Raw genomic sequence first — 13821 nt, 5'->3', positions numbered from 1 at the left:
GGGGCCCCCCGCGCCGGCGCGGCTACCCTCCGAGTCGGCGCCTCAGGCCACGTCGGACTTGGGCGAGCGGCGCCTCGTCGGGAGATCGCTCGGCTTGTTGCGCGGCGTGATGATGCTGTAACGCCCTGCCTCTCCCACCCTCTCATGGACGCCCGACTCCATGGCGTCTCTCCCGGTCCTGAGCGGCGGCAGCCACCGCGACACGTTCGCGAGGCACGAGGTGCGCTCGGGAAAGGGAGAGTGACGGGGGGGCGGCCTCTCCGTCGCTCCGCGGAGCGGCCGCTCCGATGCCGCGTCGTGCGTCCGCTCCTGGGCGGCGTCATACGGCCGCTCCGGCGACCCGTCATACGGCCGCTCTTGGGCGGCGTCATACGGCGGCTCTTGGGCGGCGTCGCACGGCCGCTCCGGGGTCGCGTTGTGCGTCCGCTCCAAGGGGGACCCGTGCGGCGGCGTGAACGGGGCGGCGCTCTGCGCAGGGAGCGTACCGGAGGACGCGCGGCGCTTCGCGGTCGTCGCGGCGATCCGGTGCCGGAGGTCCTCGACGTGCTTCGCGAGCCGCTCCGTCTCCTCGGTGAGCCGCGTGAAATCCTCCTCGGTGAGCCGAGTGAAATCATCGACCTGGCTTCTGCGCTCTGACATAAACGAGTCCTTTTGCCGCGTTTCTTCAGCCGATCTCGACGCCCCGTCGGCTCCGCTGCAGATCCAGCGTGCACACAGCATGCCGCGCCGCTCGGGTCGGTCGCACGCACCGAGCGGGGTCGAGCGGCGCTGGTGCGGATCGCCGCAGCGGGGCGCGCGCGCCTCCATCCGTCCTCGCGAGCTCTGCTCGGCGAGCGACGGAGATCCGGCTGGACACGCGGGGGAGGGTCCGGCGGCACGCCCTGTGCCGTGGGGACGCCGCACACACGATGGATGAGCCCGCCGCGCCTCGCTCGGTCACAGCCCTCCCCGCCGCTCTCCAGAGCGCGGCGGGGAGGGCTGTGACCCCGGGGCTCCAGATCACGGAGGCGCGCGCGGCGCTGGTGCGCTGGTGAAGGAGTGGACGCATGCAGAACTCGAACTTTGAATCGCTCGGCGCCCGGCTGGGGATCCCGGGTGATGGAGTGTGGCCGTGGGTGATCGTCGCGGCGAGCGTTCCGGTCGGCTTCGGGCTCGCTCGGATCGCCGCGGGCGTCTTCCGACGCGGCGGTTCGCTCGTCGCGCGACGGACTGCGACGCCGTGGGACGAAAAGACACTCGACGCGGCAATCGGCCCCGTGACCCTTTGTCTCGGGGTCGTCCTGACAGCCGGCCTCGCCAAGCTCACGCGGATCGGCCAGGGCCTCGTGACCGATCTGCGGTCGCTCCTCTCGGCGCTGTTCATCGGCGGAGTGGCGTGGCTCCTGATGCGCATCGTGGGGATCCTTACGGAGGTGCTGGACGCGCGCGCCGTGCGTCATCTCAAGGAGGGGAGCGAGTCGTCCCGCGGGCTGCGCACCCAGGCTCGCGTGCTCGAGCGGGTCGCGCGGGTGCTCATCGTGATCGTGGCGGGCGCGCTCGTGCTCATGAACTTCGAGGCGGTGAGGAACGTCGGCGTCTCGCTGCTGGCGTCGGCCGGCATCGCCGGCGTCGTGCTCGGCCTCGCGGCGCAGAAGCCGGTCGGCGCGATCCTGTCGGGCCTCCACATCCTGTTCACCCGCCCCATCGACCTCGGCGACAAGGTCGTGGTGGACGGCGAGTTCGGGACGATCGAGGAGATCCGGCTGACCCACGTGGTCGTGAAGATCTGGGACGAGCGGCGGCTCATCGTCCCGACGGCCAGGCTCCTGGACCAGTCGTTTCAGAACTGGACGAAGCACGGGTCGGAGAAGCTGGGCACCGTCGAGCTCTACGTGGATTACCGGACCCCGGTGGACGCCCTGCGGCGGCACTTCGAGTCGATCCTCCCGAGCAGCGAGCTCTGGGACAAGCGCGTGAAGGCGGTTCAAGTCACGAATGTGACAGAGCGCACGATCGAGGTGCGTTTGCTCGTCTCGGCGCGCGATCCTGGGCAGCTGTTCGATCTGCGGTGCTGGCTTCGCGAGGAGATGCTCCGCTGGGTCCAGGAGCTCGAGAGTGGTGCGTACCTGCCGCAGGAGCGTTTGACCCGGACCTCCTCTGTCATGGAAGCGGCGGAGGGTCGTGCTCCGGCCTCGGGCCGCACACGTCGGGCTGGAGCGGGCGACAGGCTACCCGATGCGGCGCCGTGACGGTATGCGCCCACCATGTCGCGGAACGCCACACCGCGGCGTTCAGGCGAGGTGCGATGAGCCCGGCGCATCCGCTGCGCCCTCGGGTGCGCCGCAGGCCCGTCCAGGCTCTGCCGCAGGCGCTCCGCCTCGGTGGGCGCGATGTTGACGCGATGATGAGACCACCAACGCCGCGGAATAGCCCTTCAGGCCAGTCGCGCCCGCTCTGACCGCCAGGAGTGGCTCCGCGCGCCGCTCCCTTGCAAGCGAGGCGCAGGAAACCGGCATGTGATTTGCAGTAAAATCAGAAAGATCTGGGACAAGTGCCCGTCAGCCGAGCCGTCGATCGCGCGACGAGGTGTTCGCCACGCCCCGGGGGAGGAGGCAGTGGCACGTCGGAACTGCGCCTCCCGCCATGTGCAGGTGCCTGCGCGGGAACCCCAGGAGCAAGACACCATGAAGTCGGTCATCAGGATCACACGGCTCGGCGGTGTTGATGTGTTTGCGCACGCGGCGTTCGGCCTGCTGCTCCCGATCGGGGCGCTCCAGTGGGGGGCGCGGCACGGGTGGAGCGGCGCGCTCTTCGGCTGCGCGCTGGGCTCGGCGCTGCTCGGGTGCGCGGCGCTGCAAGCGCTCGTGCATGGGATCGTGGCGAGGCTGCTCGGGCTGAGGCTGCGGGAGGTCCAGCTCTCGCCGCTCGGCCCGATCGCCCTCCGGTCGCGTCCTTCTGGGGGGCGGGCGCAGGGCCGCGCGCTCGGCCTCGCGGCGAACGTGGCCCTCGCGGCGCTCTTCGCGCTGGCCGTCGAGGCCCAGCGCGGGGCGGGCGAGCTCGGGTGGATGTCGGCTCTTCAGGCCGCCGAAGCGCCGTCGCGCGAGGCCGCGATCGTGTGGATCGCCAGCGCGAACCTGGGGATTGCGCTGCTCGGCCTGCTGCCGGCGCTGCCGCTCGAGGGGGGGCGCGCGCTGCGCGAGGCGCTCTCGCCGCTCACCGGCGCCTGGCTCGCGACGTCGATGACGGCGGCGCTCGGGCAAGCGGCAGCGGCGGTGCTGTTCTTCATGGGCCTGTTCGGCGGTCAGCTCGTCGTGGCCGCGGTGTCGGCGCTCCTCTTCGTGGAGGCGCGGCGGGAGTGGAGCGCGGCGCAGGCGGTGATGGCGCCCGCGGCGCCGCCCGAAGAACATCCGAGCGAGGGCAGGGCGGTTCAGCTGTGGCCTGGCGAGCTCGTGGGCGACGCCGCGCGCCGGATCCTCGCGAGCCAGGAGCCGGACTTCCCGGTCGTCTACGAGGACCGCGTGATCGGGATCGTGACGCGCACGGACGTCATGTGCGCGCTGGCCGCCGGCCAGGAAGGGTCGTTCATCGCGTGGATCATGCGCTGCGACCTGCCCCGGGTGGCGGCGGACGTGCCGCTCAACGAGGTGGGGCGGCAGATGATCGAGAAGAACACGCCGGTGGTCGCCGTCTTCGACGGAGAGAGCTACCTCGGGCTCGTCAAGCACTCGGACATCGCGGGCGCGCTCACGCGCGGGCGGGGGGGGCGGCTCGGGAGGATTCACCTGGCTCCTCAGGTCGGCTCGGCATAGGCGTTAACCAAGCATCGCGCCGCGTCCTCCTACATTCGAACGTTTACGAAGTCGTGGTCGTGGTCGTGAACGTTTACGTGGTCGTGGTCGCGGTCGTGAACGTTTACGTGGTCGTGGTCGTGGTCGTGGTCGTTCACGGCTTATCGTAGACGACCACGACCACGACCACGACCACGTTCACGACCACGTAAACGTTCACGTTGGCGACCGATGGTGGGGGGCTCGGCGGGATGCCCCGGCCCCCTCCGGGCTCGGGAGGTAAGGGGCGAGCGTGTTTCCGGACACAAGGACGCTCGAGCAACGCGCCCCGCCAACCCGAGAGGGGGGCGGGGCGCTCGTCGGGAATCGAGAGGCGGAGCTCAGGAGCTCAATCGCCTCGAACGAAATTGAGCTTGAAGGAGACCACGAGCACGAGCGCGTCCTGACTGATACGGCGCTTGCCCCAGGCGACCCCGATGTGCAGCCCCTCGATGGGATCGAGGTTGGAGGGGAGACCTACGGTGTGCGTGAGCGTCTTCGTGAAGTTCCACTCAGGCCGCTTGTTCGCGAGCGCCGCGTTGACCGCCTTCATGACGGTGTGATCGAGGATCGAGGGGATGCCGCGGATGTCGGCCTCCTCGAGCTCTACGTTGAACGCAAGGACGTTCCCCTTGTTCCTCTCGATGATCTCGGGGCAAATCAGCACCCTGAGCTCGTCGAGCCGGATGGTGGGGTTGACGCCCGCGATGGACCACTGGAGCTCCGCAGGGCAGGTGACCCGTAAGCCCAGGTCATCGGCCAGGGCAATCTGGGTCGCCTTGCCCAGGTACAGCCAGCGATCGGTCGTCTCATCGTCGTCCAGGTGGATCTTCACAGGGAGGAACTCGCCCAGGAGCTGGGCGAGATCCTCCCGCGTGATGATGGCTTCGAGCCACACGGCAAGCGCCTCAGCTCAGGTGATGGCCGCTCTCGCCGCCGTGGGACAGCCCAGCTCCCTCGATGCCGTAATGCGAGTTCGCAGAGCTCGTGTCGGACGGCGTGACCGCGCCCTTCACCGCGTCGACCGCGTTGCCGACCTTGTCCTGGACCTTGCGCTCGGCCTGCTCGACCCCGCGGGTCGCCTGGCGCTTCAGGCCGTCGAGGCGGGTCAGGAGCTCGCGGCGCAGCGCCTCGCCCGACGTCGGCGAGAGCATCAGGGCCACGCCCGCGCCCACCGCGAGGCCGGCGCCGAAGAGGCCGAGCGCCGTGAGCGGGCTCCGCTTGCGCGCGAGCCCGACCCAGCCGAGCACGTCGTCGAAGCCGAGCGCCCCGACCGTGGCGGCGACGCCGGCGATCGCCTTCGCGACGTCGAACGCCGTCGTCCTGGCCGTCGTCGCGGCGACGCCCGCGCCGGAAGCCGCCGACTCGACCACACCCTTCGCAGTCCCCACCGCGTTGCTCATTCGGTTCGTCATGGCTCTTGTCTCCTCGTGACGGACACGACATCCGCCGGTTCGTGTCAGGAAACCATTGCAGGGCCCGGACCAACCGAGAGCTCGCGTCCAGAGCGCCTATCTCCGAGGCCGCGCATCCTCGCCGTGGCGCGAGCGTGACGAAACGCCACAGCTGTCGTGACGCGCCTCGGGCGCAACGCATGCCATGAGACGAGCGCCCGTGAACCAAGGGCCGTGGCGCGCGGCGCCGTCGCCAACGGAAGAAATGGGATGAGGGGAGGAGAGGGGAGAGCAGGCCCGCGGAGAGCGGGAGATCCAGCGGCTGCGCCGCTGCGGCAGGGGCTTCGAGCCGCGTCCGCCGAGCGGGCGAGCGCGCGCGTCACCGGGGGGCGTGGGCGACGCCGATCAGCGCGACGTCGACCCTGCGATCATAGCCATAGGAGTACATCGGTTGAGCTCCGACGGCCTGGGCGTCGCCCGTCGCGCGCGTCGTGATGCGATCCGCAGGGATGCCCTCCTTCACGAGGATCTCCTTCACCCGCGCGGCGCGGCGGAGCGAGAGATCCTGGTTGTACGCCTGGGTGCCGCGCGGATCGGCGCGGCCGACGAGCTCTATCCTCGCGCCCTGGAGGCCCGAGGAGAGCAGGCAGTCGACGAGCGCCCGGAGCTCCACGTGCTCCTGCGGCAGCGGCTCGGCAGAGTCGAAGGCGAAGCTCGTCTTGGGCAGGCGGCAGACGTCGGCGATGTCGGCCCCGAGGGTGAGGCCGATGAACCGATCCTCGCCCTCCCTGAGATCGGGCCATTCGACCTTGTAGACTCCATCCGGGCCGGGGTTGGGCAACCTCGGCTCGGGGTGAGCCTGCTCCGGGGGTGGGGCCGCGGCGCACGCGGTGAACAGCGAGAGCGCAAGCGCGCCAAGGCAGAGCCTGGGCAGGTTGGACATCGACAGCATGAGAACCCTCCTTTCGAGGTCGGCCGTGATGAGCCGCCTTGTGTTCCGAGGAGGTCGTTCAAGCTCCGTGCCTGTCCAGCGATCGAGGCGTGTCGCCGCGCGCCGCGCCCCGCGCTCGAGGCGGGGTCATCAGGGGGATGAAGGCTCTCTGGCCTCGATCTTGGGCCAGGTGAACCGGAAGGTGGCGCCGGCGCCGACGGCGGACTCGACCCAGGCGCGCCCGCCCTTGCTCTGGACGATCTTCTGCACGACCGACAGGCCGATGCCGGTGCCCTCGACCTTGTCGCGCGCCTTGAGCGTCTGAAAGATGCCCCAGATGCGGTCGTGGTACTCGGGGGCGATGCCCGCCCCGTTGTCGGAGACCGAGAACTCCCAGAACGGTCCGGCGTCGCGCGCGCTGATCCGGACCTCCGGATCGGTGCCCCCGGCGTGCTTCAGCGCGTTGCCGATCAGGTTCAGGAACGTCTGCTGGAGCGGAGCGCGCTCCGTGACGAGGACGGGCATGTCGGGGACAATCTCGACACGCGTCTCCGGGGGGGGCGCGAGCAGCTCGATGATCTCCCGGAGGAGCTTGCCGACGTCGATCGCCTCGGGCTTCTCGCGGGCGCGGCCCGCCCGCGAGTAGCTCAGGATCCCGTCGATGAGGTTCTCGAGCCGGTGGACGCGCCCGCGCAGCAGATCGAGCTGCTTGCGGCTCTCCGCCGTCATCTTGTCGTTGAGGTCCTCCTCGATCCACTGCGAGAGGTTGGCGATGCCCCTGAGCGGCGCCTTGAGGTCGTGGCTCGTGACGTACGCGAACTGATCGAGCTCCTTGTTGCTGCGCTCCAGCGCCTGGACGAGCCGCTGCCGCTCCTCCTCGGCGCGCTTCTGATCGTCGATGTCCGTGTACGTGCCGAACCAGCGGACGATGCGGCCCGACCCGTCGCGCGCGGCGACCGCCCGGCCGATGAACCAGCGGTACACGCCGTCCGCGCGCCGGAGCCGGCACTGGCTCTCGTACGGCTCGCCCGTGCGGAGCGCCTCCCGGAAGGCCTCGATCGCCCGCTCGTGCTCCTCGGGGTGGATCATCCGGCTCCAGCCCTCGCCGCCGGTGTCCTCCGCGGTGAGCCCCGTGTAGTCGTACCAGCGCCGGTTGAAGTACTCGTGGTGGCCGTCCGGGCGGTTCGTCCACACGAGCTGCGGCATGGTCTCGGCGAGCAGCCGGAACTGCGCCTCGCTGTGCTTCAGCTCCTCCGCGAGCGTCTCGACCTCCTTGCGCACGGTGACCTCGCGCTCGAAGAGGAGGGCGTTGTCGACGCTGAGGGCGGCGCGCCGGGCGAGCTCCTCGGCGAACTGCACGTCGGCCTTGCTGTAATTCCGGCCCGACTCGGCGTGCGCGAGCGTGATCGCGCCGAGGACGCGGCCGCGCGCCGCCAGCGGCACCACCAGGTACGACCGGAGGCCGAGCTCGCGCGCCATCCGGAGGTGCTCCTCGTCCCGCGCGTTCTCGACGAGCAGGAAGTCCGGGATCTCGGAGGCCCACTCGGCCTCGCCGGTCCGGAGCACCTTCGGCACACCGCGGCTCGCCGCGGGATCGACAGGATAGATCTGCTCGATCTGGCGGACGAGCTCCACCTTCTGAGGGTCGGTGTGCTGGACGGCGACGCGCTGGATCGCGCCGTCCTGGCCCTGGATGTCCACGGCGCACCAGTCGGCGAGGAGCGGGACGACGAGCCGGGCGAGCTGCCCGAGCGTCTCGCGGAAGTCGAGCGAGGACGAGAGGATCTCGCCCGCGCCGGCGAGGAGGCTGACGTTGGCCTCGGCGCGCTTGCGCTCGCTGATGTCGAGCACGTAGGTGAGGTTGCGCCGCTGCGTCTCGATGCGGGCGGAGCCGACGAGGACCGCGACGCGCTTGCCGTCCTTGCGGATGTACTCCTTCTCGAACTGCTTCGTGACGCCGTGGAGGCTCAGCTCGTTGACCGCGTCGTGGTGGACGTGCTCGTACTCCGGCGGGGAGAGCTCCTGCCAGCTGAGCAGCCCCGCCTTGAGGTCCTCGCGGGTGTAGCCGATCATCGACAGGAAGCAGTCGTTCGCCTCGATGACGCGCCCCTCGTAGTCGCTGAAGAGCAGGCCCATCATGCTGGTGTCCATGATGCGCCGGAACACCTCGTCGCTCGCCTGGCGCTCCAGCTGGCGGAGCGCGGCCTCCTGCCGCTTGATCTGCTCGGCCCTCCGGTGCAGCTCGACGAAGACCGCCACCTTGGCGCGGAGGATGTCGGGATTGAACGGCTTGACGACATAATCGACCGCGCCCTCGCGATAGCCGCGATACCGTCGGTCCTCGTCCTCCGGCAGCCCCGAGATGAAGATAATCGGCGTGTGCCTCGCCCGATCGAGCCCCCTCACGCGGGCGGCCGTCTCGAAGCCGTCGATACCGCGCATCTTCACGTCCATGAGGATCAACGCGAACTCCTCGCGGTTGAGGTGCTCGAGCGCCTCCTCGCCGGATTGCGCGGTGACGAGCCGCTGGCGCAGCGGATCGAGCACGGCCTCGAGGGCGAGGAGGTTGGCGCGGTGATCGTCGACGAGCAGAATGCTCGCCACGGGCTCGGAAGGAGCGGACGGGAGGGGAGCGCCCGGCGGGACCGAGGACTTCACCTGAAGCGGGCTCAGCCCTGGCTTTCGGTCGGGCATGACGAAGACGGTTAACGGCGCCCGGACCTTCTGGCAAGCGAAAGCGGCGCTCGGCCGGCGAGGGCCATTCTCCTGCTCGACGCGCTCGAAGCAGTCCTCTCCGGCTCGCCGCGGCGTCTCCGGCGCGCGGCGACAAGGCCGCGCGGGATCGGGCCTCCGCACGCCACGCTGTGGCGATCCGTCACGCGCGGCGAGCGGAGCGGACCGTCCTGGATGGGGCGCCGCGACGGGGCGGGCGGCCGCGCGTGGCTGGCATGGGGCCTGCTGGACGTGCCGCAGAGGGAGCACGTATGCGATTCGGACTCAAGCTGGCTTCATTCGTGGGGGCGCTCGTGGGCGCGCTGCCGACTTCGCCGGCTGCGGCGGCCGACGGAGCGGGGCTCTTCGCGCTCCCGCCAGGCCGGCTCGACGCGGCGGACCGCGCGGGGACGCCGACATCCGAGCCGCCTGCGATGTCTGGAGCGACGTTCGTCGAGCTGATGGAGCGCACGATCATGGCCGTGCTGTCGCCGCCTCCGGCGGAGCTCCGCGTGGCGCCCCTCGTGGGCCGAGGTGGCGGCGGAGGGCTCCGCCTCGTCCTGCCCGTGTGCGAGGACGGCTGTGCGCGTTACGCGTCCCGCGCCGTCCTCCTCGTCGCGCAGAGCGCGCCGGACTCGCCGTTCGCGTGGCTCGCCGCGGTGAGCAACCGCGGCGGGCGATCGTCCGAGGGGCCGCCCGGCCTCGCCGCCGTCCGGGAAGAGGCCCGCAGGGCGCGCGCGAAGGTGCCTCAGGAAGAGGCGAGCGCGCTGCCCGAGTAGGCGCGCCGGCGAGCGACGCCGCGAGCGCGCTGCCCGCGTAGGCGCGCCGGCGTGCGACGCCGTGAGCGCGCGCCGGGAGACCGCCTGTCTGTCGGCCATCGCGGCCGCTGAGCTGGCCTGAAGCGGAGGAGCCGAGTCGGGGCACGACGCACGTCGCGCGGGGCGGCGACGGTACGCTGGACCCTGCCTTTCAGGGGATCGGCGTCGGCGCGCGTTCGCCGCTCACGGCGAGGCCCCGGTCGACGTGACCGCCTCGTGGAGGGCGCGGAACATCGCCGCGAGCCTGTCCGGCTGATAGCTTGCGTTGAGCCCGCTGGGGTTCGGCAGCACCCAGAGCCGCGTTGCGCCGAGCGTCTCTGTCTGGGGGCCGGGCACGGCGCGAGGCCTGCCGAACGCGCCTCGGTAGGCGCCGATCCCGAGCACGGCCAGGAAGCGAGGGCGGTAGCGTCGCACCGTGGCCTCGAGCCGCCGCCCGCCCGCGGCGAGCTCCTCGGCGGACAGCTCGTCCGCCGACGCGGTCGCGCGCTCGACCACGTTGGTGATCCCGACGCCGAGCTTCAGCAGCTCGCGCTCCTCGAACGGGGAGAGCACGCGATCGGTGAACCCGCCGGCGTGCAGCGCCGGCCAGAACCGGTTGCCGGGGCGGGCGAAGTTGTGCCCGACGGCGGCGGTGTAAAGGCCCGGGTTGATGCCGCAGAAGAGGACATCGAGGTCCGGGGCGATGACGTCCGGCACCGTCTTGCCGGCGGCGGCGAGGAGCTCGTCGCGGGTGGGTCGTCGAGGTCGGGGAGGGGAGTGCACAGGCTTTCCGGGCGGGCGCAGGGCGCCGCGGCTGCAGCTTACGACGGGCGCTGCCTGAAGGAGCGCGGGAGCCGGGGACGATGGGCGCGGCCGCCGGGGGCGAGGACGTGGATCGACCCTGGACGGGGGCGCGACAACGGATACCGTCGTGCTTTCCCCGGATGCTGGTGCGCTCCCTCGGTCTGATCTCGGCTATTCTCGCGGCCGCCTGCGCGCGTGCGCCCGAGCCGAGCCCGGCGAGCGGCGCGGGGGCTGCTCGGGCCGCGCGTGCGCCGGGCGCGACCGGCGCCGCCAGCGCTGCCCCGGCGGGGGCGCGCTATTTCCAGGCGCTCTCCGAGGGCGTGTTCCGGGCGACGCACGACGGACCGGCCGCGGCCGTCGCGGCTCGCGTCGTCACGGAGGGCGCGCGGATCGAGCTCGGCGGAGACGGGCGCATCGCCGCGGCGGCGTGGGAGGCCGAGCTGTGGGCGTCCGGCGACCCCGTCGTCGGATCGCTCGCGATCGCGCCCCACCTCGGCGGGGGCTTCCTGCACTGGACCCGGCGCAGGGCGTTCCGCTCGCGCGGCTTCACGGGGCCGCTCGCGGAGGTGGCGCTCGGCGGCGGCGGCGCGGTGCGGGGCGCCCGCAACGGCCTGCGAGGCGTCGTGGTCTTCCTGGAGCAGGGGCCGCGGGAGCTCCTGCCGGGCGAGGATCGGGGCCGGGCGCTCGACATGCCGGCCATCCACGATCTGGCCGCGCTGGACGCTTCGCGCGCGGCGCGCCTCGACGTCTTCGGCCGCGCCGCGACGACGGCGGACGGCGGCAGGACGTGGATCGATGCCGGCCAGCGGCTCGGGCTCGCCGTGCGCGCCCTGAGCGTCGCCCCGGATGCGCTCGCGCTCGACACGGCGCTCGGGCGCGTGGCCGTCCTCCCGGACGGCTCGCTCGGTCGGCCCGACGGCGACCTCCGCTCGAGCTGGCCGAGCGGGTCGTTCCAGCTGAGCTTCGCGGGCGCCCAGGCCGCCTCGCGCGACGCCCTCGTCCTCGACGATCTCGCGCCGCTCGCGGCGGCCGTCTCCGCGGGCGCGCTCTTGCCCGACGGGACCGCGCTCGGGGTGTTCGAGGGCGGCGCCGCGCGGATCGACGTGAGCACGGGCGCGGTGCGCGAGCGGTTCTCCGGCTGGCTCCCGGACGGGCTGGGCTGCGCGCCGGTGCCCGCGGAGGACGGGCCGCTCTTCCTCTGCGTGTGGGACGATTACGACGGCTACGGCAGCTACGTCCTGCGCTCCGAGCGCGGCGAGGCGCCGCGGATGGAGCGCTCCTTCAGCGACGAAGGGTTCTTCGTGGCCGACGACGGCGGCGCGCTCGGCTACGTCGGCGGCTGCGCGGCGTCGCCGCGGGTCGCCAGCGACGAGGAGCGAGATCGCCGCTACGGCGAGGTCGTGATCCACCCGAGGATCTGCGTGCGGCGCGGCCCGGGCGACTGGGTCGAGCACGCGGTCGAGCTCGGCGAGTCACAGACGCTGGTCGGCTGGGCGCCGCGCCGGGACGGGAGCGCGATCGCGCTGCTGAGGGGCGAGCGAGACGCGCGGCTGCCAGCGCCGGCCGGGGCGCCGCGGGGCCGCGACGAGGGGGGCGCGCGGGTCGTGGAGCTCCGCGGGCACCTCCCCGGCTGGTACTGGACGCCGCCCCTGCGCGACGGGACACGGGCGCTCGTCGACAGGCGCTTCCGCGCGCGCGAGGACGGCGGGGTCGACGGGTGGCTGTCGTCGGTCGAGTGGCCCGATCCCGTCCGGCAGGCGAGCCTGGGCGTCACGATCGCGGAGGACGGGGCGGTCTCGCCGCACGCCCTGCCGCCGGATCCAGCGGGGATGGTGGTGACCGGCGACCGCGGCGTGCTCGTCACGGCCGGCGCGGAGCTCTACGAGACGCTCGATCACGGCCGGACGTGGCGCGCCGCGGGGCGCTCGCCGGTGCCGCCGCCGTCGTTCCAGGGCGGGTGCTCCGCGCTCGGGTGTGCGCTGAGCGGCGTGGTGCGGCTCGGCTGGGGCGCGGGCGAGCTGTCGCCGGCCATCGCCGCCGCGCCGGGCCTCGGCTGCGGGGCGGCGCAGGCCAGCCGCGCGGGCGATGCCGGGGCGGACACGGCGGCTTGCGGGGGCGGCGCCGGCCGGATCGAGGAGCCGCCGGCAGCGCTGCCGTCGCTCTCCTGCGCGCCGATCGAGCTGCCGGCGCTGCGCCCGGGCGCAGCGCCCGAGGCTGGCTCGGAGCGATGGACCGTGCCGACGTCGTATGGCGAGACGCTCGAGCTCGTCGCCGACGCGCCGGCGCCTGGGCGCGCCGCGCGGCCAGCCGAGGAGGCGCCGCCCGCCGAGGAGGCCGCGCCCGAGGAGGCGCCGCCCAACGGCGCGGCGTCGGGCAAGGGCGCCGCGGCGCCGGGAAAGGGGGACCCGAAGGTCGCGGCGGTCCGGACGCACAGCGTGCTCTACCTCCCGCCGTTCGATCTGCGCGGCGAGGCGCTGCGGCTGAACGCGACCGAGCTCGCGCTGAGCGGCGGGCAACGCGGGAAGCGCAGCGCGTCGATGCCGCTGCTCGCCGCGAGCGGCGAGGTCGGGCTGCTCGTCCTCGCCGAGGCGGGCGAGCTGCTGCTCGGCCCGCAGGGCGCGCGGGCGCTCCCGGCGTTCGAGCCGCGCCGAGGTTATGCGGACACCGCGCCGGGGCGGGCCCCGGGTCTCCTGCTCGGTCCGGGCCGCGCGCTCGTGCTCGGCGAGCTCCGGCGCCGCGTGGCCATCGAGGAGCACACGCCGGAGCCCCGGCGGCCTGCGCGCCTCGTGGCGCTCGACCGCGAGGAGCTCCGGGGCCGGCCGATGACCCTCGCGTGGCGCGACGACGGCGAGGCCGGCGTGTTGGTGCTCGACGGCTCGGCGCTCGAGATCGCGGGCGCGGCGGTGCTGGATCGCATGGGAGGGACCGTGGGCGAGGTGGTCGCGCTCGCGCCCTGGGCGACGCTGACCGCGGCCAGCGACGCGCGCTGCCGCGCCCTGAAAGGCGCGTGGCGCGCGCTCGTTGCGCTCGATCCGGAGCGCGCCCTGCGCCTCGATGGGAGGGCGCTGCCCGCGCTCGCGCTCGGGAACCAGGGCCTCGCGCAAGTGCGCTGGGGGCGCGAGCGCGTCTGCCTCGAAGCGCTGCACCTCGCGGCCTCCGACTCGAGGCGGCGCGGTGAGCGCGCGGAGGGCGCGGCGCTGGTCGCGCGGTGGGCGGCCCCGCGCGGGCAGGAGAGGCGCGGCGCCGGCGCCGGACAAGGCGTGCTGCGAGCGCAGGCGACGACCCAGCGCCTCGTGTGCTCCGTGGGCGCGCGGCCCGAGGACGGCTGAGGCGCGGCGTGGATGTGGGTCAGCTCGTCCGAAGACCGCTCCGTGAGC

The 13821-nt window shown here is 72.9% G+C and carries 10 protein-coding genes; 4 read left to right on the top strand and 6 right to left on the bottom strand.

Features of this window, described 5'->3' with window-relative positions; translation table 11 throughout:
- Positions 1 to 42 precede the first annotated feature (42 nt).
- Positions 43 to 639, bottom strand: a complete 597-nt coding sequence (locus WMF14_RS28335) for a hypothetical protein (protein WP_437790981.1) — start codon at positions 637 to 639, stop codon at positions 43 to 45.
- Positions 640 to 1046: 407 nt separating this feature from the next.
- Between WMF14_RS28335 and WMF14_RS28330 the strand changes: the two genes are divergently transcribed.
- Both WMF14_RS28330 and WMF14_RS28325 read left to right on the top strand, forming a co-directional pair.
- Entirely contained in the window at positions 1047 to 2228 is a 1182-nt protein-coding gene (locus tag WMF14_RS28330) for a mechanosensitive ion channel family protein (RefSeq protein WP_437790979.1), read from the top strand.
- 435 nt (positions 2229 to 2663) lie between these two features.
- Entirely contained in the window at positions 2664 to 3788 is a 1125-nt protein-coding gene (locus tag WMF14_RS28325; RefSeq protein ID WP_437790978.1) for a CBS domain-containing protein, read from the top strand.
- A gap of 367 nt (positions 3789 to 4155) precedes the next feature.
- Here the strand turns inward: WMF14_RS28325 and WMF14_RS28320 are convergent, their stop codons facing one another.
- The 4 genes from WMF14_RS28320 to WMF14_RS28305 form a co-directional block, all read right to left on the bottom strand.
- The gene (locus WMF14_RS28320) at positions 4156 to 4704 is read right to left on the bottom strand and encodes a hypothetical protein (protein ID WP_272094019.1); all 549 of its coding nucleotides are present in this window, start codon (positions 4702 to 4704) and stop codon (positions 4156 to 4158) included.
- A gap of 10 nt (positions 4705 to 4714) precedes the next feature.
- The gene (locus WMF14_RS28315; RefSeq protein ID WP_437790977.1) at positions 4715 to 5221 is read right to left on the bottom strand and encodes a YtxH domain-containing protein; all 507 of its coding nucleotides are present in this window, start codon (positions 5219 to 5221) and stop codon (positions 4715 to 4717) included.
- A 358-nt stretch (positions 5222 to 5579) separates the two neighbouring features.
- Positions 5580 to 6152: an OmpA family protein gene (locus WMF14_RS28310; RefSeq protein ID WP_272094017.1), complete on the bottom strand. Its 573-nt coding sequence runs from the start codon at positions 6150 to 6152 to the stop codon at positions 5580 to 5582.
- Between the two features lie 129 nt (positions 6153 to 6281).
- On the bottom strand, positions 6282 to 8825 hold the full coding sequence (locus WMF14_RS28305; RefSeq protein ID WP_437790975.1) for a PAS domain S-box protein: 2544 nt from the start codon (positions 8823 to 8825) through the stop codon (positions 6282 to 6284).
- A 290-nt stretch (positions 8826 to 9115) separates the two neighbouring features.
- On the opposite strand from WMF14_RS28305, the gene WMF14_RS28300 reads away from it, so the two are divergent.
- The gene (locus WMF14_RS28300; RefSeq protein WP_437790974.1) at positions 9116 to 9622 is read left to right on the top strand and encodes a hypothetical protein; all 507 of its coding nucleotides are present in this window, start codon (positions 9116 to 9118) and stop codon (positions 9620 to 9622) included.
- A gap of 222 nt (positions 9623 to 9844) precedes the next feature.
- Here the strand turns inward: WMF14_RS28300 and mug are convergent, their stop codons facing one another.
- A complete protein-coding gene (mug, locus tag WMF14_RS28295) occupies positions 9845 to 10357 on the bottom strand; it encodes a G/U mismatch-specific DNA glycosylase (RefSeq protein WP_437331175.1) in 513 nt (170 codons plus the stop codon).
- 227 nt (positions 10358 to 10584) lie between these two features.
- On the opposite strand from mug, the gene WMF14_RS28290 reads away from it, so the two are divergent.
- A complete protein-coding gene (locus WMF14_RS28290; RefSeq protein ID WP_437790972.1) occupies positions 10585 to 13773 on the top strand; it encodes a hypothetical protein in 3189 nt (1062 codons plus the stop codon).
- The last annotated feature ends 48 nt before the right edge of the window (positions 13774 to 13821 follow it).

It is taken from the genome of Sorangium sp. So ce693, from assembly GCF_051521375.1.
GTDB classification, from domain to species: domain Bacteria; phylum Myxococcota_A; class Polyangia; order Polyangiales; family Polyangiaceae; genus Sorangium; species Sorangium atrum.
This window is presented reverse-complemented; position numbering and strand designations above follow the sequence as displayed.